Source organism: Streptomyces sp. NBC_00466 (assembly GCF_041433995.1).
Taxonomy (GTDB): domain Bacteria; phylum Actinomycetota; class Actinomycetes; order Streptomycetales; family Streptomycetaceae; genus Streptomyces.
The window spans coordinates 6659730-6686235 of the sequence record NZ_CP107896.1 but is presented as its reverse complement, the minus strand read 5'-3'; the positions used below and the strand labels follow the sequence as shown (position 1 = coordinate 6686235).

The window sequence follows — 26506 nt, the reverse complement described above, 5'->3', positions numbered from 1 at the left end:
CCGGACGATGCCCGCAGAACGGCCCCTGACGGGGCCCTTTGCAGGTTGCGCTGAGTATAGTTGGCTGAGAGCCAGTCAACGCAGGAGTAAAGCATGTCCCCGCGCAGCCAATCGGTCAATGAGGAGTTGCGGCGGCGTTCCCGCGAGCGGCTTCTGCAGGCCACAGTGGATCTTGTCGGTGAGCGCGGATACGAGGCGACGACGCTGGCGGACATCGCCGACCGCGCCGGATCCGCCCGCGGCCTCGTCTCGTACTACTTCCCGGGCAAGCGGTATCTGCTGCAGTCCGCCGTGCACCGCCTGATGCACCGCACGCTCTCCGGGGCCATGGAGCGCGAGCCGCACACCGACGACGGGCAGGAGCTGCTGGCACGGGCCATCGACGCGATCCTGGGGCTGGCCGCCGACCACCCCGTACTGATGCGGACGCATATGGCCGGAATCCTCCAGGAACAGGGATTCGTCCAGTGCCCCGAGCAGCAGCAGCTCGCCCGGGTGCTGCGCTCGGCCGTGGAACGGTACGGGTCACCCGACCCGGACACCGACTACCCGCTGCTGCGCGCCCAGCTGATGGGCGCGGTCTTCGCCCAGCTGCTGCCGGGGGCGCCGATGCCGTACGCGCGGCTGCGCGCCGAACTGTTCCAGCGGTACGGACTCGACTGGGAGCTGGGGACGCCCCCGAACGACGGGACCGACGGGACCGACGGGACCGACGGAGCCGACAGGGCCCGCCCGGCCGCCACGCCGCCGCGCTGACGGCAGCGGAGGTTCACGCCTCCCGTGACGCCTCGGCCTCGGCCGCGGCCAGGACGCTGTCCAGCAGACCGGGGAAGACCGCGTCCAGGTCATCCCTGCGCAGCACGTTCATCTTCGCGGTCCCCCGGTAGATCTGCCGGATCACACCGCTCTCGCGCAGCACCCTGAAGTGGTGGGTGGTGGTCGACTTGGTCACCGGGAGCACGAACCGGGAGCAGGACAACTCCCCGCCGTCCGAAGCCAGTTCACGCACCACGCACATCCGCATCGGGTCGGCCAGCGCATGGAGCACGCCGTCCAGGCGGATCTCGTCACGCGCCGGATGAGCGAGTGCACGGCTGCTCGTTGCGGTCGCCACGACGGCTCTCCTTCATTCGGGCCCGGGCGGGTCCGGTTCATTCGGGCCCGGGCGGATCCGGGGATCGCTCCATTGTACGAGTTCCATCGTAGTTTGACATTCACCGTACTACGACGGGTATCGTACGAGCATCCCGACGCCGTTGTGAATGGAGCCTGTCGTGAGCGCCCTTTTCGAGCCGTACACCCTGCGGTCGCTGACCTTCCCCAACCGCGTGTGGATGCCGCCGATGTGCCAGTACTCGGCGGCCACCTCGGGGCCCGGCACGGGCACCGCCGACGACTGGCATTTCGCGCACTACGCCGCACGGGCCGCCGGAGGCGCCGGCCTGGTCATCGTCGAGGCGACCGCAGTCAGCCCCGAGGGCCGGATCACCCCCGCCGATCTGGGCATCTGGAACGGCACCCAGGTCGAGGCGCTCCGCCGGATCACCGGCTTCCTCAAGGGACAGGGCACGGTGCCCGGAATCCAGCTCGCACACGCCGGACGCAAGGCGTCGACGGACCGCCCGTGGAACGGAGGTGGTCCGGTCGGCGCCGACCAGGACGGCTGGCAGCCGGTCGCGCCCAGCCCGATCCCCTTCGCCGCGGGCGAGCATGTGCCCGCTGAGCTGACGACAGCTCAGATACGGGACATCGTCGGACAGTTCGCCGATGCCGCCCGGCGTGCGCTCGACGCGGGGTTCCAGGTCGCCGAGATCCACGGCGCACACGGCTATCTGGTGAGCGAGTTCCTCTCGCCGCACAGCAATCACCGCACCGACGAGTACGGCGGATCCTTCGAGAACCGCACCCGCTTCGCGCTCGAAGTCGTGGACGCCGTACGGGCGGTGTGGCCCGACGAGCTGCCGCTCTTCTTCCGTATCTCGGCCACCGACTGGCTGGACAAGGGCGGCTGGACTGCCGACGACACGGTACGCCTCGCACCGCTGCTCAAGGAGCACGGCGTCGACCTGCTCGACGTGTCGACCGGCGGCAACGCGGCCGGGGTGCGCATCCCGGTCGGCCCCGGCTACCAGGTGCCTTTCGCGGCACGCGTCAAGGCCGGGACACCGCTTCCCGTCGCCGCCGTCGGCCTCATCACCGAGGTCGAACAGGCCGAGAAGATCCTGGCCAACGGCGAGGCGGACGCGGTACTGCTCGGCCGCGAGCTGCTCCGCAACCCGTCCTGGGCCCGGCACGCGGCCCGGGAGCTCGGCGCCGACGTGCACGTACCGCAGCAGTACCACCGCTCCGTCTGAGCACCGGCCGGGAGGGCATTGGCGCCCTCCCGGCCGCCTCGTGTCCCCCACGCGGCCACGGAGTTACGCGACCCGCAGATCCGCGATGGCGTCCTCGTCCCACTCGATGCCGAGGCCGGGCGTCTCCGGCGGTACGACACAGCCGTCCTCGATGACCAGTTCACTGCGGGTGATCGCACCGAGCTGCGGAATGTGCTCCACGTACATACCGGCGGGGACCGCGCACGCCAGGCTCGCGTGCAGCTCCATCAGGAAGTGCGGGGCCACCCGCACATTGCAGGCCTCGGCGGCGTGTGCGACCTTCAGCCACGGGGTGATGCCGCCGACGCGGGCCACATCGGCCTGCACGATCCCGGCGGCGCCCGCCGACAGGTACTCGGCGAAGTGGCCGACGCTGTACATCGATTCGCCCACCGCGACCGGCACCGTGGTCGAACGTGCCAGTCTGCGGTGCCCCGCGACGTCGTCGGCCGGCAGCGGCTCCTCGAACCACGCGATATCGAGCGGCTCGTAGGTGCGGGCCCGGCGGATCGCCTCCGCCCCGGTGAGCGACTGGTTGGCGTCGACCATGATCTCGAAGGCGGGCCCGGTCGCCTCGCGGACCGCCGCGAGCCGTTCCGCGTCCTCGACCGCGGTGGGCTTGCCGACCTTCAGCTTGGCGCCACGCAGCCCCGAAGCCTGCGCCGCCGAGACGTTCTTGACCAGTTCCTCGGTGCTCAGATGCAGCCAGCCGCCCTCCGTGTCGTACACGGGCAGCCGGTCGTGCGCACCGCCCGCGAGCCGCCAGAGCGGTTCACCTGCGCGCAGGCACCGCAGGTCCCACAGGGCGGTGTCGACGGCGGCCAGCGCCAGTGAGGTGAGCAGCCCGAAGGCGGTGGCCCGGGTCGCCGCGAGCATCCGGGCCCAGACCGCCTCGACGTTACGGGCGTCGGCTCCCAGCAGAGTGGCGCCGAGGTGGTCGCGCAGCAGCGCCAGTACGGAGCTGCCGCCGGTGCCGATCGTGTAGGAGTACCCGGTGCCGCTCAGCCCGTCGTCGGTCCCGACAGTGACGAGGATCGTCTCCTGGCGGACGAAGGTCTGGGTGGCGTCGGTGCGCAGTGTCTCGGGCTCGATGAAGACGAGCCGGCAGTCGACGCTGGTGATTCTGCTCATGGATGTGGTCTCCCGCTGGTTGCGTCGCTCGTCGGTGGCCCCGCTGTCCCGTCCTTCACCCGGTCCTTCACTTCACTCACTTCGCTCCTCGACGAGGACGACTTCGAGGGTGCGGGGACCGTGGACGCCTTCGACGCGGTCGAGTTCGATGTCGCTGGTGGCCGAAGGGCCCGAGATCCAGGTGAGCGGGCGCGCCGGGTCGAGACGTGGGAGTGCCTGCGGTACCGAGGCGACCACCTGCTCCGGGGCCCGTACGACGCAGATGTGGTGGTCGGGGACGAGGGTGATCCGGCGGCGCCCCTGGCCTGCGCTGCCGTCCAGGACGATGGTGCCGGTCTCGGCGATGGCCACCGCGCATCCGGTGACCACACTGTCCACGGCGTCGAGTTCCTGCGCGGTCGACGCCGGTGTGTCATCGGTCCGGGTGGCGGTGGACTCGGCCAGCCATCCGGCGGGCAGTCCGGGAGGTGCCAGTACGGTCGTCGCGCCGCGCTCGGCCAGCAGCCGGGCGAGGAGCGCGGGCAGCCCGTCGGGCCGGGTCCGGTGCACGAGGGCGCGGTAGTCCGCGAGGTTCTCGTGGAGGAGGTCCAGCACGGCCGCCGGGTCGTCGGCGGTGTGCGTGGTGAGGTAGTCGCGGGTGACCTCGGGGGCCTCCGGCGCGTCGGCGACCGCGGCACGTACGCGGGCGAGGATCTGGTCGCGGGAGCTCATGTGCGGTTCTTCTTCCACCAGTCGCGGAACGGTTCGGGCGGCACATCGGGCAGGTCGCGGCTGTCGGTCCAGGCCGCCGCGCCAGGCAGCCGCTTGGGGTGCAGTCCGCGGGTCTTCGATGCGGCCTTCTCACCGGCGGCGAGTGCGGCCGGATGGTTCAGCACCCAGCCGGCCGCCTTCATCGCCGCCTTCTCCAGACGGTGTCCCTTGCCACCCTGGCCGGCGACCCGCTCGCGCAGGTGGACCAGGACTTCGGGGATGTCGATGGCGACCGGGCACACGTCGTAGCAGGCGCCGCAGAGCGAGGAGGCGTACGGCAGCGAGGCGTCGATCTCGCTCTCAATTCCCCGGAGTTGCGGGCTGAGGATGGCGCCGATGGGGCCCGGGTAGACCGAGCCGTACGCGTGGCCGCCCGCCCTTTCGTACACCGGGCAGACGTTGAGGCAGGCGGAGCAGCGGATGCAGCGCAGCGCCTGGCGGCCGACCTCGTCGGCCAGGGTGTCGGTGCGGCCGTTGTCGAGGAGCACCAGATGGAAGTCGCGCGGGCCGTCCGCGTCGGTGGTGCCGGTCCAGGTGCTGGTGTACGGGTTCATCCGCTCGGCCGTCGACGAGCGCGGCAGCGTCTGCAGGAAGACCTCCAGGTCCTGCCAGGTCGGCACAGTCTTCTCGATGCCCACCACCGAGATCAGCGTCTCGGGCAGCGTCAGGCACATCCGACCGTTGCCCTCGGACTCCACCACGACGAGGGTGCCGGTCTCCGCGACCATGAAGTTGGCCCCCGAGATCCCGACCTTGGCCCGGAGGAACTTCTCCCTCAGGTGCAGCCTGGCGGCCTCGGCCAGCTCGGCCGGGCTGTCGGTGAGCCCCTCGGGGGCAGGCCGCCCCCATTCGCTCATCGTCCGGGCGAAGATCTCCCTGATCTCGCCCCGGTTGCGGTGGATCGCCGGGACCAGGATGTGGCTGGGGCGGTCCTCGCCCAGCTGCACGATCAGCTCCGCGAGGTCCGTCTCGTACGCGGCGATCCCCTCGGCCTCCAGGGCCTCGTTGAGACCGATCTCCTGGGTCGCCATCGACTTGACCTTGACGACCTCGCGCTCACCGGTGGCCTTGACCAGTCCGGCGACGATCCGGTTGGCCTCGTCGCCGTCGGCCGCCCAGTGCACGGTGCCCCCGGCGGCCGTGACCGACTTCTCCAACTGCACCAGGTACTCGTCCAGGTGACGCAGCGTCCGGTCCTTGATCTGCCGCCCCGCCTCCCGCAGCTGCGCCCAGTCGGAGAGCTCCGCCACCGCCTTCGCCCGTTTGTCGCGGATGGTGTGGGTGGCGTGCCGGAGGTTCCCGCGCAGGGTCTCGTTGTGCACGGCTTCCCCGGCCGCCTTCGGGAAGGACGGCATCCCGAGATAGGTACCGCTCATACGTGGGGCTCCTCTTCGGTGCTCGCCAGGATCTCGGCCAGGTGGAGCGCCCGCAGCGGCGCGTCCTGGCGGCGCAGAATGCCGCCGATGTGCATCAGACAGGAGTTGTCGGCCCCGCACAGCACATCGGCGCCTGTCGACACCGCGTTGCGGACCTTGTCCTCACCCATGGCGGCCGACACGTCCGCGTTCTTCACCGCGAAGGTCCCGCCGAAACCGCAGCACTCCTCGGCCCCTTCCAGTTCCCGCAGCTCAAGGCCGCGTACCGCGTCGAGGAGCCGGCGCGGCCGGTCGCCGAGCCCCAGCATCCGCAGACCGTGGCAGGACGGGTGGTACGCCACCGTGTGCGGGAAGTACGCCCCCACGTCGACGACCCCCAGCACATCCACCAGGAACTCCGTCAGCTCGTACGTCTTGGGCACGGAGCGGGCAGCCGCGTCTGCGAGCTCGTGACCGCGGTGCTCCGCCGCCGCCTTGCGGCCGATCCGCGGATAGTTGTCGCGGACCATCGCCGCGCACGAGCCCGACGGCGTGACGACGTAGTCGTAGGGGGCGAATTCCCGGTCGAAGCGCCGGACCAGGGGTTCGGTCTCGCGCCGGTAGCCGGTGTTGAACTGCGGCTGCCCGCAGCAGGTCTGTCCGGCGGGGAAGCCGACCTCCACCCCCAGCCGCTCCAGCAGTTTCACCACGGCGATGCCGGTCCGTGGATACAACGCGTCATTCACACACGTCACGAACAGTCCTACCCGCATGTGTCCTTCTCGGGGTCGTCCACGGCTCGGGGCCGCGGCGGATGTGGTCAGGCGGAGGCCGGGGCGGGGGCCGGCGCTGCGTCCTTGCGCCGCCATTCCGCCTCGATCTCCTCCAACGAGCGGTTCGCCGTCTCGGGTACCCCGGTCAGGACGAATGCGAGCCCCAGTGCGGAGATCACTGCGTAGATCCCGAAGACCCAGAAGCCGATCGCATCGAGGATGTCAGGAAAGGTCAAGGAGAAGAGGAAGTTGAAGAGGTACTGGGTGAACGTGACGACTCCCATGCCCAGAGCGCGGGCGCGCAGCGGCAGGATCTCCGGGATGTAGAGCCAGAAGACCGGGCCGAGACCGAACCCGAAGGCGAAGGTGAAGACGAAGACGCAGCCGACGTCGAGAGCGGACGAGTGCGGGAACAGGGCCAGCAGGATCAGCGGCGGCACCTGGCCGCCCAGGCTCCAGGCGAGCATCCTGACGCGGCCGAGCCGGTCGATCAGGGGCAGCGATATCGCGGTGGAGATCACCAGGGCGCCGCCGACGCTGTAGTTGGCGATGATGCCGGTGTCGGCGGAGTGCCCGGTGGCGCCGGCGAAGACGGTGGGCGCGTAGTAGACGACCGCGTTGATCCCGGTGAACACCTGGAAGAAGGTCAGGACAAGTCCGATCCGCAGCGCGGGGCGGTAGCGGTGCAGCAGCTCCCGCAGACCGGCCTCCTGCATCCCGAGGCTCTGCTGGATCTCGGCCGCTTCGGCGTCCGCCTCGTCGCGCGACGATCGCAGCCGCATCAGTACGGCATGGGCTTCGGCCTCCCGGCCGCGCAGGCTCAGCCAGCGCGGGCTGGCCGGGCTGAGCACCATGCCGACGAGGAAGAGCAGGGCGGGCAGCGCCCCCAGCCCGAGCATCCACTCCCAGGCGCCCGATCCGCGCAGGGCGTCACCGGCGCCGTAGGCGATCAGGATGCCGACGTTGACGCTGAGTTGGTAGAGCGCGCTGATCAGGCCGCGTATGCGCTTCGGTGCCAGTTCGGTCAGATAGATCAGGCCGAACATATTGGCCAGGCCCACGGCGAGGCCGAGTACGAACCGGGAGACGAGCAGCATCGCCACGCTGGTCGACAGCGCGCAGCCGAGCGACCCCACGGCGAAGACGACCCCGGCGACGATCAGCAGATGCCTGCGGTCGAACCGCTTGGCGGCCAGCGATCCGACGACGATCGACGGCAGCGCACCGAGCAGGATCAGGCTGGTGACCAGGCCCTGTTCGGTGGAGGAGAGGCCGAACCGGTCGGTGGCGAAGGGCAGTGCGGTGGCGATGGCGCCGGAGTCGTAGCCGTACAGCAGTCCGGCCATTCCGCCGAGCACGGCGACGGCCTTGACGAAACGGGGAAGCGGCGGGGTGACCGCGCCGGTGGATCCGGGACCGGACGGTTGGCGCGCTGTGGGGACGGAGTGCGGGGAGTCGGCCATGGCGCCTCCAGAACAGCCGGAATTTTCCTATAGGAATTTGAGGATCATCGGAGGTTAGCCATGAAGCCCTGGCGGCCGTCAACCCTTGAACCGCGATTTTCTGGGGCCGCATGGGCTGTTGTGCCGCCGGGGTTCTCCCCGCCCGGTTTTTCCTATAGCTTTCGTCTCACTAACATCCGACCTCTGAGACCTCTGAGACCTCTGAGTCCGACGAGACCGAAGAGTCCGACACCTGAGGAGGCTGCTGTCATGCAGTTCATGCGACTGGGCGATCCGGGCAGCGAACGCCCCGCCGTACGCGAAGCCGGTGTGCTCTACGATCTCGGCCCGCTGACCGACGACATCGACGGTCGTTTCCTCGCCGGCGGCGGGATCGCCCGGGTACGGGAAGCCCTCCGGGCGGGGTCGCTCACCGAACTCGCGGGAGCGGACCGGCTCCGGGTGGGCGCACCGGTCGCCCGGCCCGCCGCGGTCCTCTGCGTCGGCCAGAACTACGCGGCCCACGCGGCGGAGTCGGGCAGCGAGCCGCCCACCGCACCGATCATTTTCTTCAAGCACCCCAACACCGTGGTCGGACCGTACGACGACGTCCTGATCCCGCCCGGGGCGAAGACCGTGGACTGGGAGGTCGAGCTGGCGATCGTCATCGGACGCACCGCCCGCTATCTGGACTCGGCGGAAGCGGCTGCGGAGTGCATCGCGGGATACGCGGTGTCCCATGACGTGTCGGAACGGACGTACCAGCTCGACGAGTCGGGCGGCCAGTGGTCGAAGGGCAAGTCCAGCGAGACCTTCAACCCGCTCGGGCCGTGGCTCGTCCCGGCCGGCGACCTCGCCGGAGGCCCGCAGGCCCTGAACCTCCGCAGCCGGGTCAACGGCGAGCCGCGCCAGGACTCCAGCACCGCGGACATGATCTTCGGGGCGCATGAACTGGTCCGCCACCTCAGCCACTATCTGGTGCTGGAACCCGGCGACGTCATCAACACCGGCACCCCCGAGGGCGTCGCGCTCTCCGGGCGCTTCCCGTATCTTTCGGCGGGCGATGTGGTCGAGCTCGAAATCGACGAGCTCGGCGCGCAGCGCCAGACGGTACGAGCGGCGGTGGCGGGCTGATGCGGCGGATCGCGCAGGTGATCAAAGTACGTCCGGAGAAGCTGGAGTACTACCGCGAGCTGCACCGGGCGGTCCCGGAGCCGGTGCTCGCCCGGCTGCGCGCGAGCCATATCGCCAACTACTCGATCCACCTGCTCGGGGACCGGCTCTTCAGCTACTACGAGTACCACGGCGACGACCTGGCCGCCGATCTCGCGGCGATAGGCCGGGACGAGGCGACCCGCGCGTGGTGGGAGCTGACGGATCCCTGCCAGGAGAAGGTGCCTGAGGCGGGACCCGACGACTGGTGGACCCCCTTGGAGCAGGTCTTCCTCATGGAGTAGGGACGCGCAATTCCTATAGAATCGGTGGCCCCGCGCGGCAGTCGCCATGAAGTCTCTGTGAGGTCGCTGTCCGACGGGCTGGAGGAGGGCCGGATGCTGTCGGACGAAGGAGCTCCGACGCCGCAGCGCCAGGTGCTGGGCGACAGCGTCTACGAGGCTGTCAAGGCGATGGTCATGGACCACGAGATCAGGCCGGGCGCCCGGGTCGGCATCGAGGCGCTCGCCCGTACGCTCCAGGTCTCTCCGACGCCGGTACGCGAGGCGCTGGCACGGCTGGAGTCGGACGGCCTGGTCACCAAGCGGTCACTCGCGGGGTACCGGGCCACCGAACTGCTCACCGCGCAGGGCCTGGAGGAGCTGTTCGAGATGCGTCTGCTGCTGGAGCCGACCGCGGCGGCGCTGGCCGCGGCCAACGCGGACGACGAGCAGCTCGACAGCATCGAGAGCCTGGTGGAGGAGATGCGCGACCGCCCGGGTTCGGGTGAACGCTACGCCGTCTACCGGGAGTTCGCGGCGGGCGACCAGCGTTTCCACGACACGATCGCCCGCGCCGCCGGCCGCCCGCTGCTGGCGGACGCGGTGAGCCGGCTCCACTCGCACCTCCACATCTTCCGCCTCAGCAGCATCCAGGGCGCTGCCGAGCCGACCCTCGCCGAGCACGACCGCATCCTGCGCGCCGTGCTGCGCCGCAGCCCCGAGCGCGCGGCGGAGGCGATGACGGACCATCTGCGCCGCAGCATCGAACGCCAGCGCAGCCGCCAGCAGCAGCGCTGACCTGAGGACGCCGGGAAGAGGCGGGACAGGGCCCGGGGCACCGCAACGGCCTCCGAAGCAGGGGCAGCGACGCATGGATCGGAGACCGCTGGTGGTCTCTTCCGGGGGTGTGTGGCGTGACGCGGGATCTGCGGATCCTGTTCCAGGCGCCAGAGGGCGGCGATCCGGTTCTCGGCCAGGGCCTTGGTACGGTCCGACGGCGCCGGCCGCGGCTCGATGCCGATCGTCGGATCGCCGAGATGTACGAGTGATTCTCCCACTCGCTCAGCGCGTGGCCCGCGGACTCCCGGCTCCAGGAGGACTCCTCAGTGGCCTGTGTGGTTCCCTGCCCACACCGTGGGGGTCCGGCCCGACCATGGGCTTGCCTGTTCGAGTTGGCCGGCGAGGCGGAAGAGGCGGCCTTCGAGCCCGTATCCGGCGGCGAACTGCATACCGATCGGGAGCCCCGTCTCCGCGTCGGCCGTCACAGGCACGGACATGGCGGGCGTGCCGGCCACATTGAATGCCGCGCTGAACGGCGAGAGGTCAAAGAGGCGGCGAAGCCAGCCAAGGCCGTCCAGCGCCTCCACGCCCTCCGCATGAGTGCCCAAGGGTGAGGGGAGCTCCGGCACGGTCGGGGTGAGCAGTATGTCGTGAGTGCCGAAGTAGCGTGCCAGGCTTCGGGCGATCCGGTTGCGGATTTCGAGAGCGGTGACGAACTGGGCGCCACTGACCTGCTGCCCGTAGTGGTAGCTGGCAAGGGTGGACGGCTCCAGGGTCGAGGAGTCGACGGGCCGGCCGAAGGCGGCAGACAGCTCGTCGACCGAGGCCGTGAGATTCGCCGTCCACTGACGGGCACTGGCCAGGACGAACTCCTCCCAGCCGACCCCGAGGCCGACCTGGACCTCCTCCACCTGATGACCGAGGGATTCGAGCAGGCGCACGGTGCGGGAGAGCGCGTCGGCCACGGGCGTGGTCGTGCGGTGCCCGCCCCACGCGTGTGTCAGGACACCGATCCGCAGCGAGCCCGGATGGCGGGTGACCTCCTCCGCGTACGGCCGGGACGGCTCCTGGGCGAAGTACGGGTCACCCGGTTCCGGGCCGCGGATCTGGTCGAGCAGCGTCGCGCTGTCACGTACCGTGCGGCTGACGCTGCCGTGCACGACCAGGCCGTTGAAGAGCTCGTCGAAGTAGGGGCCCAGGGAGACCCGGCCGCGGGTGGGCTTCAATCCGAAGAGGCCGTTGAAGGCGGCGGGGATACGGAGCGAGCCGGCGGCGTCGGTGGCGTGCGCGATCGGGACCACGCCGGCCGCGACAGCCGCGCCCGCGCCCCCGCTGGATCCGCCCGCGCTGCGCGCCGGGTCCCACGGGTTGCGGGTCGCGCCGTACAGCACGGGTTCCGTCGTGTTGCTGTAGGCCATCTCCGGTGTCGCGGTACGCCCGAACGTCACGAGCCCGGCGCGGCGGAAGCGGCGCATCAGGGAGGAGTCGGCGCCGGAGACGTTGCCGGCCGCGAGACGGCTGCCCAGCTCCATGCGTTTCCCGGCCATGGAGACTGCGATGTCCTTGATCAGGAAGGGAACTCCGGCCAGCGGTGCGCTGCCGGGGCGGGGCTCGTCGTCACCCGGCCATGTCTCCACGATGGCGTTGATCCGCGGATTGACTGCCTGCGCGGCCTCACGTGCGGCTGCTAGCAGTTCGGCGGGGGTCACCTCGCCTCTGGCTACCAGCTCCGCGAGCCCGACCGCGTCGAAGGTCACATACTCGGTGATTCTCACTGTCACTCCCATCCGAAAAAACGATACCCTTGGGTCCCGTGCGATACCCAACGGTATCGCGCAGCACCGACTGGTACCGTACAGGAGGAATCAAAGGGCCCCGCAACGGACCGGACGTCACGGAGGAGTCATGGCAGCAAGCGCCATCAGACCGAGCAGGGTGGCCAAACTGCCGCCTCGTGAGCGCATCCTCGACGCCGCGGAAGAGCTCTTCCAGAGCGAGGGGATCCGGCGGGTGGGTGTCCAGAAGATCGCCGAGCGGGCCGAGACCACCAAAATGGCGATCTACCGGCACTTCGACACCAAGGACGCGCTGGTCGCGGAGTGGCTGCGCATCGTCGCCGCCGACTACCAGGCGGCCTTCGACCGGGTTGAGGCCGAACACCCCGGCCAACCCCGGGAGCAGATCCTGGGCCTGGCCCGCTTCATCGCCGAGGGATTGCCGTCGATCTCGCACCGGGGCTGCCCGTTCATCAACTCCATCGCCGAGTTGCCCGACCGCTCACACCCCGCGCGGCAAGTCATCGAACAGCACAAGGCCCATCAGACCCGCAGACTGGTCGGCATGTGCACCGAGGCCGGGCTGCGTGACCCCGAGCAGGCCGCCGCCGCGATCACCTTCGTACTGGAAGGCGCGCAGGTCAGCACCCACAACGGAAGCATCGATCAAGCGGGAGACCGCCTGATGAGAATCGTCGAGGGAATCGTGGCTCAACACCTCTCCCCCCTCGGGGCATCCGGGACATCCGCCGACTGACCGCCCCGCACCCGCGCCCCTGATACCGGGAACCAGGGGCGCGTTCGCCCACGTTCACCGGAAAGCCGCGGTTGCCGAAGCCGATCCACTGGGAGAACCGGAGCGGTGTGCTCCAAGAAGACGCCCGGGCGGACGCGCGGTATGCCGGCTGCCAGGACGTCGCACGATTCGTCGTAGCGGAGCCGGTACGGCCTGGCCCCTGCAGCTGGTTGAGCCAGTGGGCGGCCTCCTGTGATTCACCGAGAACCAGGTGGCGCAGGTGCAGGCAGTACACGAGGCGTCGACCGACATCACACGGGCGTCGAGTGGCTCGGGTCCTCAGGGGCTGAGCGACGGTCCGGCGGGGCTCCGTGCCAGGTGTTCCAGAGCGCGGCGTACGCTCCGCCTGCCGCGACGAGTTCGTCGTGGGTGCCGAGTTCCGCGAGCCTGCCCTCCGCCATGACGGCTACCCGGTCGGCGTCGTGCGCGGTGTGCAGACGGTGCGCGATGGCGATCACGGTGCGGCCTTCGAGGACCGCGGCCAGAGCGCGCTCGGTGTGGCGTGCTGTCGCCGGGTCGAGCAGGGCGGTCGCCTCGTCGAGGATCAGGGTGTGCGGGTCGGCCAGCACGACCCGGGCCAGGGCCAGTTGCTGAGCCTGAGCGCCGTCCAGCAGTCGGCCGCCCGCGCCCAGTCCGGTGGCGAGCCCGTCGGGCAGACCGGCCGCCCACTCGGCGCCGACGGCGTTCAGGGCGCCGGTCAGTTCGGTGTCGGTCGCGCCGGGTGCGGCGATCAGCAGATTGTCCCGCAACGTACCGAGGAAGACATGGTGTTCCTGGGTGACCAGGACGACCTGGCGGCGCAGCTGTCCGGGCGGCTGGTCCGCGAGCGGCACTCCGCCCACCGTGACCGCGCCCGTGCGCGGGGCGTCGATTCCCGCCAGCAGCCTGCCCAGGGTGGACTTCCCGGCCCCGGAGGGCCCGACCACGGCCAGCCGTTCACCGGGCCGTACGGTCAGGTCGACCCCGTGCAGCACATCGCCGCCGCCCGGGTAGGCGTAGCTGACCCCCGTCACCTCGATCCGGTCGTCCGCGGGCACACCGGGCACCGCGGGTGGAACGGGCGCCGGGGCCTGCGCCAGCCCCTCCACCCGGGCGAAGGCGGCCCCGCTGCTCTGCAGTTGCTCGACCCATTGGAGGACGGTGTCGAGTGGCGCGGACAGCCGGCGGAGATAGAGCGCGGACGCGACCACCGCCCCCAGCGACAGCATGCCCCGGTCGTTCAGCGCTCCCCCGAGCAGCAGCACACCGGCCACCGGCAGTACGTACGAGACGTCGACGGCCGGGAAGAGCACGCTGCGCAGCCGCAGCGTCCGCAGCCGGGTGCCGCACCAGGTGCCGACCGCCTCGTCGCACGCGGCGATGCGCCGCAGTTCCAGGCCGAGCGCCTCGACGGTCCTGGCGCCGGCCGCCGTCGATGTGAGGACTTCGGTGAGCTGCGAGTACGCGGCGCCCTCGGCCAGATAGGCGGGGCCGGCCCGGCGCAGATACCAGCGCGTCGCCCACCAGATGCCCGAAAGACCGACCACCCCGCAGCAGCCGAGCAGCGGGTTCACCGCGAAGACCGCGCCGAGGATGAACAGCACCTGGACGACGGCGATGAGGACGTCCGGGGCCGCGTCCCGCAGGGTCGAGCCGACGGTGGCGACGTCGGAGGTGCCCCGGACGCCGAGATCGCCGGTGCCCGCGCTCTCCACGACGGTGGCGGGCAGGGCGAGCGCCCGGTCGGTGAACTGCTCGCGGACCCGGGCCGATGTGCGCTCGCCGAAGCGGTGGGCGAGGTACCGGGCGAAGCGGGTGAGCAGCAGCTCGGCCAGCGCGAAGAGCAGGATGGCCAGGGCGAGGCGGTCGACCGTGCCGACGCCGCCTCCGGCACTGACGCGGTCGATGATGCGGCCCAGGAGCCACGGTCCGGCGAGTCCCGTCCCGGCGGCCAGCGCGTTGAGAGCGATGACTGCGGTGAAGGCGCGGCCGTCGGCCCGGATGAGCCGTCCGGCCGCCGCCCGGACCTCGCGCTTCCCGGCGACGGGCAGCGGGTTGCTCACAGCACGGCCTCCTTCGACGTGGCCGCACCGACTGCCTCGCCACAGGCTCCGGCAGCCTCCTCCTCGCCGGTGCTGCGGGCGACCAGCGCCCGGTAGCCGGGATGGTCGCGCAGCAGCTCGGCGTGGCTGCCGACAGCGGCGGCCACGCCGTCCACCAGGTAGTACACGGTGTCGGCCCGCTCCAGGAACAGCGGTGACGTGGTGGTGACCAGAGTCGTGCGGCCGGTGCGGGCCTCTTTCACCCGGGCCGCGACGGCCGCCTCGGTGTGCGCGTCGACCGCCGACGTGGGGTCGGCCGCCAGCAGTACTTCGGGGTCGGCCAGCAGGGCCCCGGCGAGCCGGATCCGCTGCCGCTGGCCGCCGGAGAGATTGCGGCCCAGGGCGTCGAGGGCGGAGCCGAGCCCCTCGGGGAGGCCGGCGACGATGTCCTCGGCCACCGCGGTGTGGAGCGCACGGGCGATGGCGTCCTCGCCCCGGTCCTGCCGGCCCACGAGGGCCTCACGCAGCGTTCCCGCGAACAGGTACGCCTCGTTGTCCGCGACCAGGATCCGCTCCCTCAGCTGCGCCGGATGAACCGCGTCGAGCCGTACGGAGCCCCAGGTGACGTCCGAAGCGGTGAAGCGGCCGAGCCGGTCGACCACCGCGGCCGCCTCCGCGGGCCGGGCGCTGACCAGTGCCGTCAGCAGCCCGGGCGTGACCTCGGTACCGGAGGCCGGGTCGCACAGTACGGACGGCCGCTCCGGGGCGGACTCGGGGCCGTGCCGGACGGCGGGTCCCGCATGTGGTTCCACCGCGAGGAACCGCACCACCCGGCGGGCCGCGACCAAGCCACGGCTGATGCCGTAGCCCCCCTCGATGAAGAAGGCCACCGGCGCCACGAGAACCGCCACATAGCCGTACACCGCCACCAGTTGGCCCACGGTGATCGTCCCTTCGGCCGCCATCCGGGCCGCGAGCCAGGTGACTGCTGCCAGGAAGAGCGCGGGCAGCCCCACCGCGAGCGCCTGGATCCAGCTGGTCACCACGCCCACCCGGTACCCCTCCGCGCGCAGGCGCTGCGAACCGGCGCGGTAGCGGTCGGCGTACAGGCCCTTCCCGCCGAGGCCGCCGAGCACCCGCAGTCCGCCCACGAGATCGGTGAGCAGGGCCGTCAGCTCGCCCTGGCTCTGCCGGTAGGCGGACTCGGCCCCCTGCAGACGCCCGAGCAGCGGCCCGATCAGGACGGCGAGCAGTGGTACACCGAGCAGCAGGACGGCCATGAGGAGCGGCGACACGGAGAACAGCAGAGCGGCCACCACGAAGTACGCCACCACGGCCCCGACCCCGGGGCCGGTGACCGTGAGGGACTCGCTGATGCGCGCCACATCGCTGCCCCCGATCGCGGCGACCTCACCGGCCGTCACCCGCAGGGGCAGCTCGGCGCCCAGCCGGGTGGAGTGCCGCACGACGATCTGCACCGTGCGGAAGGCGGCGTCCATCCTGACCTTGGTCATGGTGCGGTGGCGCATGATGCCGAGCCAGGCGTTCAGCACTCCGACGGCCAGCAGCGCGGCGGTCCAGCGGAGCAGCGCCCCCGGACTGCCGGACCGGAGCCCTCCGTCGATCGCCCGGGACAGCAGATACGGCGGCAGCGTGAGACCGATCATCCACGCGCTGCCCAGCAGGGAGCCCGCGGCGATCCTGCGGCGCTGCGCGACGACCAGCCACCACAGGTAGCGAGCGGCACTCCGGCTGTCGGGGGTGCCCGGATCTGTCGGTATGACCGCCATGGCACCGGACTTTACCAACTCTGTACCTGCGCTCCGGAGTCGGCCGATTCCGTGCGGTGCGACCGGTGCTCAGAGTCCGTGGGCCGGCGCCTCCGCAGCCGAGTGCGCCTGGTGCACGACGGCACCGGACCGGCGGAGCGCGATGAAGGGGCGGCCCTCCTCCTGCCACTGCCCGGCCGCGCTCCAGCCGGTCGCGCGCGCGTGGCCGAGGAGCGCGCGTACGCCGACCCTGGCCCAGGGGAAGTCGGAACCGGCGCCGCCTCTGCCGTCGTCGACCCGGACACATACGCACTCGTCGACATCGACCGGGGCGGCCTCGGCCAGCAACAGCCCGCGGGGGGCGACGAGTTGCGCGGCCCTGCCGAGCAGGGCACGCGGGTCGCCGCCGATGCCGATGTTGCCGTCGATGAGCAGCGCCGTACCCCAGCGCCCCTCCCCCGGCAGCCGGTCGAACACGGAGCGGCACAGGGCGGGCGCTCCGGCGCGTGCGGTGCGGGCGACGGCCTCCCGGCTGACATCGACGCCGAGGGCCCGGTGGCCGAGACCGGCCAGTGCGGCGACCAGCCGGCCCGGGCCGCAGCCGATGTCCAGGACGGTCCCCTCGCACCGGGCGAGCACGGACATGTCGGCACGGTCGGCGCCCGCGCACCAGCGTTCCACGTCGAGCGGGAGGAGCCAGCCGTCGGCGCGGCGCAGGAACAGCGGGCCGCGTCCGGTGCGCAGCGCGTCGGTGTACGGATCGGACTGCCAGCAGGGGGCCCGTACGGGTGCGCTCACGTCCGGGCTCCGGTGCCGTGCGCGGACGGGGCGGCAGGGGCGGAAGCCGGCGCCGCGCCCGCGATGCCCGCGACGGCTGCCGCGAAGCCACTGTGCGGAATGGCGGCCGCCACTGCCCGTACGTCGTCGGCGGTGTCGACATCGCGCAGCTCCGGCAGATCACGGACGGTGAGCCCGGCGCCGGTCAGCCTGGCCCGCTGCGCAGCGCCGGTCCCCGGGGTCGACATGGGAACGCCGCGGATCAGTCCGGGGCGGGGTTCGGCGAATCCGAGTGCCCAGAACCCGCCGTCGGCGGCCGGACCGAACCAGGCGTCGCAGCCGCTCCAGCCGTCGGGTCCGAGCGCGGGGGCCAGCAGGGCCGGGGTGAGTTGCGGGGTGTCCATACCGACGAGCAGTGCGGGGCCCGTACAGAGGGCGAACGCCGCGGCGAGCCGTTCGTCGAGTCCGCCGCCGCTCTGCGGTACGACCTCGATACCGGGCGGCAGCCACTTCCCCGGCGCGCCTTCGAGCACCAGGATCCGGCGGCTCGCGGGGCAGTCCAGCACCGCTGCGAGCGTGTCGCTGAGCGCGGCCTCGGCGATGTGCGCCGCCTGCTGCGGGGTGTAGGGCGGCGTGAGCCGGGTCTTGACCCGGCCCGGCAGCGGCTCCTTGGCGATGACGAGCAGCGTGGTCATCGCACCGCCGTCACGGCGGGCGCGGGGCAGTTCAGCACGGAGCGCATGTCACCCACCGCCTGCCAGGTGCCCCGCCAGGTGCCCGTGACCTTGGACTTCCCGGTGCGCGGCCGGTAGGGCACGTCCTGCTCGGTGATCCGCCACCCCGCGTCGGCCGCTCGTACGACCATCTCCAGCGGGTAGCCGCTGCGCCGGTCGGTCAGCCCGAGGCCGAGCAGCGCCGTACGGCGGGCGGCGCGCATCGGGCCCAGGTCGCGCAGGCGCAGCCCGGTGCGGGTGTGCAGCATCCGGGAGAGTGCGTAGTTGCCCGCGCGGGCGTGCAGCGGCCAGGCGCCGCGCCCGGTGGGGCGCCGGCGGCCCAGCACGAGGTCGGACTCCCCGTCGGCGACCCGGCGTACGAGGCCGGTCAGCAGCCCGGGGTCCAGCGAGCCGTCGCAGTCGCAGAAGCACACCAGCTCAGCCGTCGCGGCGCGCAGACCCGCGTGGCAGGCAGCGCCGAAGCCGCGGCGGGATTCGTGGACGACGGTGGCCCCCAGGCCGGCCGCGATGGCGGCCGAACCGTCGGTGGAGCCGTTGTCGACCACGATCGCTCGCCAGCCGGACGGGATGCGCTCCAGCACCCGGGGCAGCGCTCCGGCTTCGTCGAGGCAGGGGAGGACGACGTCCACCGCCATGGGGGGCACGGGGTTCGGGGGCCTCAGAGGCGTCAGGTCGGTCACGTCCCTCACCGTACGAAGCAAACGGAGCGTGATGGCTCTTCCGCTCCTTACGAAACGCGGACGTCCGCACGCAACCACCCGCTCGCCCGACCGTGCGCCCCGGCTCGGTGACACGCTGGGGTCATGCTGAACCCGCGCCCCGCCCTCCCCCCGCCCTGCGTGCTGGTCGTCGACGACGACCCGACCGTCTCCGAAGTCGTCGCCGGCTATCTCGACCGGGCCGGGTACTCCGTGGACCGCGCGGCCGACGGCCCGGCCGCTCTGGAGTGCGCGGCGCGGCGCAGGCCCGATCTGGTGGTGCTCGATCTGATGCTGCCGGGCATGGACGGTCTGGAGGTGTGCCGGGTGCTGCGGAGCCGCGGCCCGGTCCCGGTGATCATGCTGACCGCGCGCGGCGACGAGGACGACCGGATCCTCGGGCTCGAAGTAGGCGCGGACGACTACGTCACCAAGCCGTTCAGCCCGCGTGAACTGGTGCTCCGCGTCGACTCGGTGCTGCGGCGCAGCCGTACGGGCGGCGGTCGGCCGGGGCCGCTGCTGTACGCCGCGGGGGTCACGGTGGATCCATCGGCCCGGCGTGCCACCAAGGACGGACGCGAACTGTCCCTGACTCTGCGGGAGTTCGATCTGCTGGCCTATCTGGTCGGACACCCGGGGCAGGCCTGCGGCCGGGAGCAGCTGATGCACGAGGTGTGGGGCTGGGAGTTCGGCGATCTGTCGACGGTCACGGTCCATGTGCGCCGGCTCCGCGGCAAGATCGAGGACGATCCCGCCGCACCGAGGCTGATCCGGACCGTGTGGGGGGTCGGGTACCGGTTCGAGGACGGTACGGACCGGATGGACGGTCCGGACGCCGGGGGCGGGGGCGGAGAGGCCCGGTCCGGTACGGCGGACGCTGTCCGGTCCGGTGCGGAAGAGGCCACGTCGCGGTCCGGAGAGGCGGGCGCGCGATGAAGGATCTGCTGCTGATCGCCCTGTACGCGTTCCTCGGTGCCGGTGCGGCCGGGCTGGTCGGGGCGGGTGCCCTGTGGCGGCTGCGCCACCGCTCGGTCGCCCTGTCGCTCACTGTCATCTCGGCCGTCGCGGTGACCGCGATGCTCGCGGGGACGCTGGCGGTCGCCAGGGCGATGTTCCTGTCGTCGCACGACCTCAAGGTGGTGACCCTGGTGGTGGCCATGGCCGCGATGGTCTCGCTGGCGACCGCCCTGCTGCTCGGGCGCTGGGTCGTCGCGGGCAGCAGGGCGCTGACGCTGGCCACGCGGTCCTTCGGCGACGGGGGCGACTTCGCCGTACCGGGTGGAGCGCCCACCGCCGAACTGGCCGACCTGGGAAGGGAACTCGCCGCGACGAGCGAGAAGCTGGCGGCGTCGCGCCGCCGCGAGCAGGCGCTGGAGACCTCGCGGCGTGAGCTGGTCGCGTGGATCTCGCACGATCTGCGGACTCCGCTCGCCGGGCTGCGGGCGATGTCCGAGGCGCTGGAGGACGGGATGGCCGCCGATCCCGAGCGCTACTTCCGGCAGATCCGCACCGAGGTGGACCGTATGAACACCATGGTCGGCGACCTCTTCGAGCTGTCCCGCATCCATGCGGGGGCACTCACCCTGACACCGATCCGGATGTCCGTGTACGACCTGGTGGGCGACGCGCTGGCCGGGGCGGACCCGCTGGCCCGCGAGCACGGTGTCCGGCTGGAGGGGGGTGGGGTGGAGCCCCTGCCCGTCGATGTGGACGGCAAGGAGATGACCAGGGTCCTGGCCAATCTGCTGGTCAACGCCATCCACCGGACACCGGCCGACGGCACGGTGGCGATCGCGGCCGAGCAGCGGGCAGGCTCCGTCGTCCTCTCGGTCACCGATGGCTGCGGCGGCATCCCGGAGGACGATCTGGCGCGGGTCTTCGACACCGGCTGGCGGGGCACCGAGGCCCGCACACCCCCGGCGGGCGCCGGTCTCGGCCTGGCCATCGTGCGCGGCATCGTGGAGGCGCACGCCGGTCAGGCCGCGGTGCGCAACGTCACCGGCGGCTGCCGCTTCGAGGTCACCCTGCCCGCCGCCCGCTCCTAGGCGGTTGACGACCACCGGCTCCGGGACGGCGGGGCGGCGGGGCGGCGGCAGGACGGGCCGGAAGCTGTTGCCTCTCCGGCTGGTGTCCTGCCGCCGCCCGTCGGTCAGTCGGTCAGTCGGTGCCGAACTCCATCGCGGCGCGGTCGAGCATCTGGTCGTCGCCGTCGACCTTGCCGCGGGAAGCGATGACCTCGGCGCCGCCCTGCGGCATCGCGCCGATCAGCCCGGTCGATGCGGCCTGGGCGGCACCGATCAGCGTCGCGTGCGTGTTGCCGACGATGCCGAGATCCGCGTACTGCTCCAGCTTGGCGCGGGAGTCGGCGATGTCGAGGTTGCGCATGGTGAGCTGGCCGATCCGGTCCACCGGGCCGAACGCCGAGTCCTCGGTGCGCTCCATGGACAGCTTGTCCGGGTGGTAACTGAAGGCCGGGCCCGAGGTGTTCATGACCGAGTAGTCCTCGCCGCGCCGCAGCCGCAGCGTCACCTCTCCGGTGACCGCCGCGCCCACCCAGCGCTGGAGCGACTCGCGGATCATCAGCGCCTGCGGGTCGAGCCAGCGGCCCTCGTACATGAGGCGGCCGAGGCGCCGGCCCTCGTTGTGGTACTGCGCGACGGTGTCCTCGTTGTGGATCGCGTTGACCAGCCGCTCGTACGCGGCGTGCAGCAGCGCCATACCCGGGGCCTCGTAGATACCGCGGCTCTTGGCCTCGATCACCCGGTTCTCGATCTGGTCGGACATGCCCATGCCGTGGCGGCCGCCGACGGCGTTCGCCTCCATCACCAGGTCGACCGCGGTGGCGAACTTCGCGCCGTTGATCGTCACCGGGCGGCCCTGGTCGAAGCCGATCGTCACGTCCTCGGCGGCGATCCGGACCTCGGAGTCCCAGAACCGGACACCCATGATCGGGTCGACGGTCTCGACGCCGGTGTCGAGGTGCTCCAGGGTCTTGGCCTCGTGGGTGGCGCCCCAGATGTTGGCGTCGGTGGAGTACGCCTTCTCGGTGCTGTCGCGGTACGGGAGGTCGTGGGCGACCAGCCACTCCGACATCTCCTTGCGGCCGCCGAGTTCGGTCACGAAGTCGGCGTCGAGCCACGGCTTGTAGATGCGCAGGTGCGGGTTGGCGAGCAGACCGTAGCGGTAGAACCGCTCGATGTCGTTGCCCTTGAACGTCGATCCGTCACCCCAGATCTGCACGTCGTCCTCAAGCATCGCCCGGACCAGCAGGGTGCCGGTGACGGCGCGGCCGAGCGGCGTCGTGTTGAAGTAGGAGCGGCCGCCGGACCGGATGTGGAACGCACCGCAGGTGAGCGCGGCCAGGCCCTCCTCGACCAGCGCCGCACGGCAGTCGACCAGGCGCGCGATCTCGGCGCCGTACGCGAGCGCGCGGCCCGGCACCGACGCGATGTCGGGCTCGTCGTACTGGCCGATGTCGGCGGTGTAGGTGCACGGGACGGCACCCTTGTCGCGCATCCACGCGACCGCGACGGAGGTGTCGAGGCCACCGGAGAAGGCGATGCCGACGCGCTCGCCGGTGGGCAGGGAGGTAAGAACCTTAGACATGGAAAGAGTATGCGCCACAACGCATGGTCATGCAAAGTCAGGGTGCTCCGAGCCCTGCGTCCGGTCGGCCCGGTGAGTCCGGCGGGTTCGTGGCCCGGCGGGTTCGCCGGTCGCGGGCGGCGGCGCGGCGACGCGGCCCACCGCCCCCGGAAACGCCGGTGACCTGGGCGGATGAGCACTCGGGAGGTCACTGTCAGTGGGGCGCGGCAGACTGGCCGTAATCCACTGCACCACGTGGTCGGTGCAGGCGACGTAAGCGGCGTACCGGAACCGTACGAGAGGTGTCGTCCATGACCGAGGTACTGCTGACAGTGGGCACGCGCAAGGGCCTCTTCATCGGCCGCAGATCCGGCGGGGTCTGGCGGTTCGACGGCCCGCACTTCAACGCACAGGCGGTGTATTCCATCGCCATCGACACGCGCCACTCCCGGCCGAGACTGCTCGTCGGCGGGGACAGCGCGCACTGGGGTCCGTCGGTGTTCCACTCCGACGATCTCGGGGCGAGCTGGACCGAGGCGAGGAAACCCGCGGTGAAGTTCCCCAAGGACACGGGCGCGTCGCTGGAGCGGGTGTGGCAGCTCCATCCGGCCGGGCCGGCGGCTCCGGACGTGGTCTACGCGGGCACCGAGCCCGCCGCGCTCTTCCGCTCCGAGGACCGGGGGGAGACCTTCGAGCTGGTGCGGCCGCTCTGGGAGCACCCGACCCGGTCGAAGTGGGTGCCGGGCGGAGGCGGTGAGGCGGTGCACACGGTGGTCACCGATGGCCGCAGCGCCGACGCCGTGACCGTCGCGGTCTCCACGGCCGGGGTGTTCCGCTCCCGGGACGGCGGCTCGGCCTGGGAGCCGTCGAACAAAGGCGTGTCAGCGGTGTTCCTGCCTGACCCCGAGCCGGAGTTCGGGCAGTGCGTCCACAAGATCGCACAGGATGCCGGGGACCCGGACCGGCTGTATCTGCAGAACCACTGGGGCGTCTACCGCAGTGACGACGCGGGCGCCACCTGGTCCGACATCGGCGCGGGGCTGCCCTCCACCTTCGGCTTCGCGGTCGCCGCCCACCCGCACCGCCCCGGCACGGCCTATGTCTTCCCCATCACGGCCGACTCGGACCGCGTCCCGGCGGACCGCAAGTGCCGCGTCTACCGCACCAGTGACGCCGGTGCGAGCTGGGAGGCGCTCTCGGCCGGGCTGCCCGGGGGCGCGCACTACGGCACGGTGCTGCGCGACGCGCTCCGTACGGACGACGCCGACCCGGCAGGGGTGTACTTCGGCAACCGCAACGGCGAGGTGTACGCGAGCGCGGACGACGGCGACACCTGGCAGCAGCTCGCCTCGCACCTGCCCGACGTGCTCTGTGTACGGGCGGCGGTGATCGCCTGACAGCACCCGGGACGGCGCCGGTGCGGTGTGCCAGTAGAGTGACGCCCCGTGGCAGCACGACCGTTGAATGAAATTGTCGAAGCGGGGTGGGCGCAGGCGCTCGCTCCCGCAGCCGAACGGATCACGGCGATGGGCGAGTTCCTGCGCGCCGAGATCGCCGCGGGACGCACCTATCTGCCGTCCGGGGCGAACGTGCTGCGTGCGTTCCAGCAGCCGTTCGACGAGGTACGTGTGCTGATCGTCGGCCAGGATCCGTATCCCACGCCGGGGCACGCCGTCGGGCTGAGCTTCTCGGTGGCGCCCGAGGTGCGTCCGGTGCCCGGCAGTCTCGACAACATCTTCCGCGAGATGCATGCGGACCTGGGTCTGCCGCGCCCCTCCAACGGTGATCTGACGCCCTGGGCCGAGCAGGGCGTACTGCTGCTCAACAGGGCACTGACCACGGCGCCGCGCAAACCGGCGGCACACCGCGGCAAGGGCTGGGAGGAAGTGACGGAGCAGGCCATCCGGGCCCTGGCCGCGCGGGGAAAGCCGCTGGTCTCGGTGTTGTGGGGCCGCGACGCCCGTAACCTCCGGCCCCTGCTGGGGAACCTTCCGGCGGTCGAGTCGTCCCACCCCTCCCCCATGTCGGCGGATCGCGGCTTCTTCGGTTCGCGCCCGTTCAGCCGGACCAACGACCTGCTGGTGCGCCAGGGTGCCCAGCCCGTGGACTGGCGGCTGCCGTGACCTGGGTGCTGGGGGTGGACTCCGGCGGCTCCGGACTCCGGGTCGCGCTCGCCGCGGCGCAGGCGGATCCGGCGCTCACCGAATCCACCGCCTCCAGGGCCTCGGCCTCCGAGTCCCCGGTCCACGAACCACTGGTCCACGAGTCCCCGGTCCACGAGTCCCTGGTCTCCCGGGTTCCGGTGCGCACCGGCCCCCGCGGTATCGAAGCGGCCCATCTGCTGGAGCAGCTGCTGCCCATGGCCGGGGAACTGCTCGGGCGCGCAGGCGGTGCCCGGGTGTCGGCGGTGGCGATCGGCGCCGCCGGGATGGCGACGCTCGGGGACGAGCTGCGCGCGGAGCTGCCTGCGGCGCTTGAGCGCTCGCTCGGTGTACGGCGGCTGGCGCTCGCCGCGGACGCGGTGACGGCGTACGCGGGAGCCCTTGGCCAGCGGCCCGGAGCGGTCGTCGCTGCGGGTACCGGGATGATCGCGCTGGGCACCGACCTCACCCGGTGGCGCAGGGCGGACGGCTGGGGGCATCTGCTGGGCGACTGCGGCGGCGGGGCCTGGATCGGCCGGGCCGGCCTGGAGGCCGGGATGCGCGCGCACGACGGACGGCGAGGTGGTTCGGCCGCGCTGCTGGAGCGGCTGGAGGCGGTTTTCGGACCGGCGGCCGGCCTGCCGGGCGTCCTCTACCCGCGTTCGGACCGGCCCGCGGTGCTCGCCTCGTTCGCCCCGGAGGTGGCCCGGTGCGCGGAGAGCGACCCCGTGGCGGCCGCGATTCTGCGGGACGCGGCCCGGCAGATCGCCGAAGCCGCCGCCGCCGTCTGCCCGCCGGAGCCGCCGGGGTCGTCCGGGTCGTCGGAGTCACGCCCGGGCTGTGAAGTAGCCCTCACGGGTGGTCTGTTCAAGATGGGAGACCCGCTGCTCACTCCTGTGCGCGAGGAGTTCGCCGCCCTGCTCCCGTATGCCAGACCTGTACCGGCGGCCGGGGATCCGCTGGTGGGAGCGGTACTCATCGCCTCCGCGCTCGCCACGGAGAGCCTCCGGCTGCCACCGCATCCACAGCTCTTGCGCGTGGTGGCGGAACAGGATACGCGATGAGGCCGAGACGCAACGGATAAATGAGGACAGACGCCGCGCGAACGCACCCTCCCCGAACAGCCGGGCCTGCAAAGCCAGTAGCATGCGGCGCCATGAGCTCCCCCAATGGGCCCGCATCCGGCCTGCCTGTACGAATGCCGCGACCTCGCCAGACCGGACGGCATCGCCGCCCGGAACCCGCGGTGGCTCCTGAGGGCGCGCCCGCGCTGGTTCTCGCTGTTCCCGGCACGCCTTCCGCCGCTGTCCGCAGCCTGGCGGAAGAGGTTATTTCCATCGCCCGCTCCGAGCTGCCCGGCCTGGATGCCCGTATCGGTTACCTGGACGGCGCCGACGACGAGTTTCCCGCCCTTGACGCGGTCCTTTCCCACACCGCGGCCGAGCGTGTGGCCCGCTACGAGCTGGCTAGGGCCGCCGGACGTGAGGTGGCCGAGCCGACGGGCGCCACTGCCGTCGTGGTGCCCCTGCTCGCCGGCCCCGACGCGGCCACCGAGCGGCGCATACGGCAGGCCGTGATGGACAGCACCACCGCCGCCGACCTGACCGAGGTGCTGGGACCGCACCCGCTGCTCGCGGAGGGTCTGCACGTGCGCCTCTCGGAGGCCGGTCTCTCCCGCGCCGACCGGGCCAGGCTGTTCACGGTCGCCACCGCGGCCGACGGCATCATCCTGGCGACGGTCGGCGGCGACGAGGCCGTGCAGGCGGCCGGGATCACCGGGATGCTGCTGGCCGCGCGCCTGGCCGTGCCGGTGATGGCCGCCGCACTCGATGTGGACGGTTCGGTCTCCGCCATCGCGGAGCAGCTGCGGGGTTCGGGGTCGGCCCACCTGGCGCTCGCGCCGTACCTGATCGGGCCCGAGGTCAGCGCGGAGCTGCTGGCCGGGGCTGCCGAGGAGGCGGACTGCGCCGCTGCCGAGCCGCTCGGCGCCTACCCGGCGGTCGGCAAGCTGGTCCTCTCGAAGTACACGACGGCGCTGGGCATCACCCCGCAGCAGCCGTCCCAGGGGGCCCCGGTCGGCTGACCTGCCGGACGGACACAGCCACATACGGGAAAGGGCCCGCACCGGGGCAGCACAGGATGCCGGTGCGGGCCCTCCGTACGTCCCGCGC

Annotated in this window: 26 protein-coding genes; 13 read left to right on the top strand and 13 right to left on the bottom strand. The window is 71.8% G+C overall.

Features of this window, described 5'->3' with window-relative positions:
* Positions 1-93: 93 nt before the first annotated feature.
* Positions 94-756 carry a TetR/AcrR family transcriptional regulator gene (locus OG210_RS30015; RefSeq protein WP_328323876.1) on the top strand — a complete coding sequence of 221 codons (663 nt, stop codon included), beginning with the start codon at positions 94-96 and terminating at the stop codon, positions 754-756.
* A gap of 13 nt (positions 757-769) precedes the next feature.
* Here the strand turns inward: OG210_RS30015 and OG210_RS30010 are convergent, their stop codons facing one another.
* On the bottom strand, positions 770-1114 hold the full coding sequence (locus tag OG210_RS30010) for a transcriptional regulator (protein ID WP_328323878.1): 345 nt from the start codon (positions 1112-1114) through the stop codon (positions 770-772).
* Between the two features lie 160 nt (positions 1115-1274).
* Here OG210_RS30010 and OG210_RS30005 point away from each other — a divergent pair, with 160 nt between their 5' ends.
* The gene (locus OG210_RS30005; protein WP_328323880.1) at positions 1275-2354 is read left to right on the top strand and encodes an NADH:flavin oxidoreductase/NADH oxidase; all 1080 of its coding nucleotides are present in this window, start codon (positions 1275-1277) and stop codon (positions 2352-2354) included.
* 63 nt (positions 2355-2417) lie between these two features.
* Here the strand turns inward: OG210_RS30005 and OG210_RS30000 are convergent, their stop codons facing one another.
* The 5 genes from OG210_RS30000 to OG210_RS29980 form a co-directional block, all read right to left on the bottom strand.
* Positions 2418-3506 carry a mandelate racemase/muconate lactonizing enzyme family protein gene (locus OG210_RS30000; protein WP_328323881.1) on the bottom strand — a complete coding sequence of 363 codons (1089 nt, stop codon included), beginning with the start codon at positions 3504-3506 and terminating at the stop codon, positions 2418-2420.
* A 72-nt stretch (positions 3507-3578) separates the two neighbouring features.
* Positions 3579-4217: an LUD domain-containing protein gene (locus OG210_RS29995; RefSeq protein ID WP_328323883.1), complete on the bottom strand. Its 639-nt coding sequence runs from the start codon at positions 4215-4217 to the stop codon at positions 3579-3581.
* Complete coding sequence (locus OG210_RS29990; protein WP_328323885.1) at positions 4214-5632, bottom strand: LutB/LldF family L-lactate oxidation iron-sulfur protein; 1419 nt, start codon at positions 5630-5632, stop codon at positions 4214-4216. The genes OG210_RS29995 and OG210_RS29990 overlap by 4 nt, the downstream gene beginning before the upstream one ends.
* Positions 5629-6384: a (Fe-S)-binding protein gene (locus OG210_RS29985; RefSeq protein WP_328323887.1), complete on the bottom strand. Its 756-nt coding sequence runs from the start codon at positions 6382-6384 to the stop codon at positions 5629-5631. Before OG210_RS29985 ends, OG210_RS29990 begins: the two co-directional genes overlap by 4 nt.
* A gap of 47 nt (positions 6385-6431) precedes the next feature.
* On the bottom strand, positions 6432-7847 hold the full coding sequence (locus OG210_RS29980) for a sugar porter family MFS transporter (RefSeq protein WP_328323889.1): 1416 nt from the start codon (positions 7845-7847) through the stop codon (positions 6432-6434).
* Positions 7848-8096: 249 nt separating this feature from the next.
* Between OG210_RS29980 and OG210_RS29975 the strand changes: the two genes are divergently transcribed.
* The 4 genes from OG210_RS29975 to OG210_RS29960 all read left to right on the top strand — a co-directional run bounded on the left by OG210_RS29975 (position 8097) and on the right by OG210_RS29960 (position 10308).
* Positions 8097-8960 (top strand): fumarylacetoacetate hydrolase family protein, encoded by an 864-nt coding sequence (locus tag OG210_RS29975; protein ID WP_328323891.1) that lies wholly within the window; start codon positions 8097-8099, stop codon positions 8958-8960.
* A complete protein-coding gene (locus OG210_RS29970; protein WP_328323893.1) occupies positions 8960-9283 on the top strand; it encodes an L-rhamnose mutarotase in 324 nt (107 codons plus the stop codon). The genes OG210_RS29975 and OG210_RS29970 overlap by 1 nt, the downstream gene beginning before the upstream one ends.
* 93 nt (positions 9284-9376) lie before the next feature.
* Positions 9377-10057, top strand: a complete 681-nt coding sequence (locus OG210_RS29965; protein ID WP_328335310.1) for a GntR family transcriptional regulator — start codon at positions 9377-9379, stop codon at positions 10055-10057.
* A gap of 116 nt (positions 10058-10173) precedes the next feature.
* Positions 10174-10308, top strand: a complete 135-nt coding sequence (locus tag OG210_RS29960) for a hypothetical protein (protein ID WP_328323895.1) — start codon at positions 10174-10176, stop codon at positions 10306-10308.
* Positions 10309-10362: 54 nt separating this feature from the next.
* Here the strand turns inward: OG210_RS29960 and OG210_RS29955 are convergent, their stop codons facing one another.
* Positions 10363-11814 carry an amidase gene (locus OG210_RS29955; protein ID WP_371539648.1) on the bottom strand — a complete coding sequence of 484 codons (1452 nt, stop codon included), beginning with the start codon at positions 11812-11814 and terminating at the stop codon, positions 10363-10365.
* Between the two features lie 130 nt (positions 11815-11944).
* Here OG210_RS29955 and OG210_RS29950 point away from each other — a divergent pair, with 130 nt between their 5' ends.
* Complete coding sequence (locus tag OG210_RS29950) at positions 11945-12571, top strand: TetR/AcrR family transcriptional regulator (protein ID WP_328323899.1); 627 nt, start codon at positions 11945-11947, stop codon at positions 12569-12571.
* A 290-nt stretch (positions 12572-12861) separates the two neighbouring features.
* Here the strand turns inward: OG210_RS29950 and OG210_RS29945 are convergent, their stop codons facing one another.
* The 5 genes from OG210_RS29945 to OG210_RS29925 all read right to left on the bottom strand — a co-directional run bounded on the left by OG210_RS29945 (position 12862) and on the right by OG210_RS29925 (position 18546).
* A complete protein-coding gene (locus OG210_RS29945; RefSeq protein ID WP_328323901.1) occupies positions 12862-14652 on the bottom strand; it encodes an ABC transporter ATP-binding protein in 1791 nt (596 codons plus the stop codon).
* Complete coding sequence (locus OG210_RS29940) at positions 14649-16421, bottom strand: ABC transporter ATP-binding protein (RefSeq protein WP_328323903.1); 1773 nt, start codon at positions 16419-16421, stop codon at positions 14649-14651. Before OG210_RS29940 ends, OG210_RS29945 begins: the two co-directional genes overlap by 4 nt.
* Positions 16422-16490: 69 nt before the next feature.
* On the bottom strand, positions 16491-17198 hold the full coding sequence (locus OG210_RS29935; RefSeq protein ID WP_328323905.1) for a methyltransferase domain-containing protein: 708 nt from the start codon (positions 17196-17198) through the stop codon (positions 16491-16493).
* Positions 17195-17872 (bottom strand): TIGR04282 family arsenosugar biosynthesis glycosyltransferase, encoded by a 678-nt coding sequence (locus tag OG210_RS29930; RefSeq protein WP_328323907.1) that lies wholly within the window; start codon positions 17870-17872, stop codon positions 17195-17197. The genes OG210_RS29935 and OG210_RS29930 overlap by 4 nt, the downstream gene beginning before the upstream one ends.
* Positions 17869-18546 carry a glycosyltransferase family 2 protein gene (locus OG210_RS29925; protein ID WP_328335312.1) on the bottom strand — a complete coding sequence of 226 codons (678 nt, stop codon included), beginning with the start codon at positions 18544-18546 and terminating at the stop codon, positions 17869-17871. The genes OG210_RS29930 and OG210_RS29925 overlap by 4 nt, the downstream gene beginning before the upstream one ends.
* A 168-nt stretch (positions 18547-18714) precedes the next feature.
* Here OG210_RS29925 and OG210_RS29920 point away from each other — a divergent pair, with 168 nt between their 5' ends.
* Both OG210_RS29920 and OG210_RS29915 read left to right on the top strand, forming a co-directional pair.
* Positions 18715-19545: a response regulator transcription factor gene (locus OG210_RS29920; protein ID WP_328323909.1), complete on the top strand. Its 831-nt coding sequence runs from the start codon at positions 18715-18717 to the stop codon at positions 19543-19545.
* Positions 19542-20654 (top strand): sensor histidine kinase, encoded by a 1113-nt coding sequence (locus OG210_RS29915; protein WP_371539643.1) that lies wholly within the window; start codon positions 19542-19544, stop codon positions 20652-20654. Before OG210_RS29920 ends, OG210_RS29915 begins: the two co-directional genes overlap by 4 nt.
* 112 nt (positions 20655-20766) lie before the next feature.
* Here the strand turns inward: OG210_RS29915 and argG are convergent, their stop codons facing one another.
* Positions 20767-22215 (bottom strand): argininosuccinate synthase, encoded by a 1449-nt coding sequence (gene argG, locus OG210_RS29910; RefSeq protein ID WP_328323913.1) that lies wholly within the window; start codon positions 22213-22215, stop codon positions 20767-20769.
* Positions 22216-22505: 290 nt separating this feature from the next.
* Between argG and OG210_RS29905 the strand changes: the two genes are divergently transcribed.
* The 4 genes from OG210_RS29905 to OG210_RS29890 all read left to right on the top strand — a co-directional run bounded on the left by OG210_RS29905 (position 22506) and on the right by OG210_RS29890 (position 26418).
* On the top strand, positions 22506-23591 hold the full coding sequence (locus tag OG210_RS29905) for an exo-alpha-sialidase (protein WP_328323915.1): 1086 nt from the start codon (positions 22506-22508) through the stop codon (positions 23589-23591).
* A gap of 48 nt (positions 23592-23639) precedes the next feature.
* Positions 23640-24317, top strand: a complete 678-nt coding sequence (locus OG210_RS29900; RefSeq protein ID WP_328323917.1) for a uracil-DNA glycosylase — start codon at positions 23640-23642, stop codon at positions 24315-24317.
* Entirely contained in the window at positions 24314-25399 is a 1086-nt protein-coding gene (locus tag OG210_RS29895; RefSeq protein ID WP_371539639.1) for an N-acetylglucosamine kinase, read from the top strand. Before OG210_RS29900 ends, OG210_RS29895 begins: the two co-directional genes overlap by 4 nt.
* A gap of 92 nt (positions 25400-25491) precedes the next feature.
* A complete protein-coding gene (locus OG210_RS29890) occupies positions 25492-26418 on the top strand; it encodes a hypothetical protein (RefSeq protein ID WP_328323921.1) in 927 nt (308 codons plus the stop codon).
* Positions 26419-26506: the final 88 nt, after the last annotated feature.

Coding starts and splice junctions, on each gene's coding strand:
- OG210_RS29915 (WP_371539643.1), top strand. CDS start 19,542: ATGAAGGATCTGCTGCTGATCGCCCTGTACGCGTTCCTCGGTGCCGGT.
- OG210_RS29930 (WP_328323907.1), bottom strand. CDS start 17,872: ATGACCACGCTGCTCGTCATCGCCAAGGAGCCGCTGCCGGGCCGGGTC.
- OG210_RS29950 (WP_328323899.1), top strand. CDS start 11,945: ATGGCAGCAAGCGCCATCAGACCGAGCAGGGTGGCCAAACTGCCGCCT.
- OG210_RS30000 (WP_328323881.1), bottom strand. CDS start 3,506: ATGAGCAGAATCACCAGCGTCGACTGCCGGCTCGTCTTCATCGAGCCC.
- OG210_RS29965 (WP_328335310.1), top strand. CDS start 9,377: ATGCTGTCGGACGAAGGAGCTCCGACGCCGCAGCGCCAGGTGCTGGGC.
- argG (WP_328323913.1), bottom strand. CDS start 22,215: ATGTCTAAGGTTCTTACCTCCCTGCCCACCGGCGAGCGCGTCGGCATC.
- OG210_RS29890 (WP_328323921.1), top strand. CDS start 25,492: ATGAGCTCCCCCAATGGGCCCGCATCCGGCCTGCCTGTACGAATGCCG.
- OG210_RS29990 (WP_328323885.1), bottom strand. CDS start 5,632: ATGAGCGGTACCTATCTCGGGATGCCGTCCTTCCCGAAGGCGGCCGGG.
- OG210_RS29905 (WP_328323915.1), top strand. CDS start 22,506: ATGACCGAGGTACTGCTGACAGTGGGCACGCGCAAGGGCCTCTTCATC.
- OG210_RS29975 (WP_328323891.1), top strand. CDS start 8,097: ATGCAGTTCATGCGACTGGGCGATCCGGGCAGCGAACGCCCCGCCGTA.
- OG210_RS29940 (WP_328323903.1), bottom strand. CDS start 16,421: ATGGCGGTCATACCGACAGATCCGGGCACCCCCGACAGCCGGAGTGCC.
- OG210_RS29920 (WP_328323909.1), top strand. CDS start 18,715: ATGCTGAACCCGCGCCCCGCCCTCCCCCCGCCCTGCGTGCTGGTCGTC.
- OG210_RS29925 (WP_328335312.1), bottom strand. CDS start 18,546: ATGGCGGTGGACGTCGTCCTCCCCTGCCTCGACGAAGCCGGAGCGCTG.
- OG210_RS29970 (WP_328323893.1), top strand. CDS start 8,960: ATGCGGCGGATCGCGCAGGTGATCAAAGTACGTCCGGAGAAGCTGGAG.
- OG210_RS29995 (WP_328323883.1), bottom strand. CDS start 4,217: ATGAGCTCCCGCGACCAGATCCTCGCCCGCGTACGTGCCGCGGTCGCC.
- OG210_RS29980 (WP_328323889.1), bottom strand. CDS start 7,847: ATGGCCGACTCCCCGCACTCCGTCCCCACAGCGCGCCAACCGTCCGGT.
- OG210_RS30015 (WP_328323876.1), top strand. CDS start 94: ATGTCCCCGCGCAGCCAATCGGTCAATGAGGAGTTGCGGCGGCGTTCC.
- OG210_RS29985 (WP_328323887.1), bottom strand. CDS start 6,384: ATGCGGGTAGGACTGTTCGTGACGTGTGTGAATGACGCGTTGTATCCA.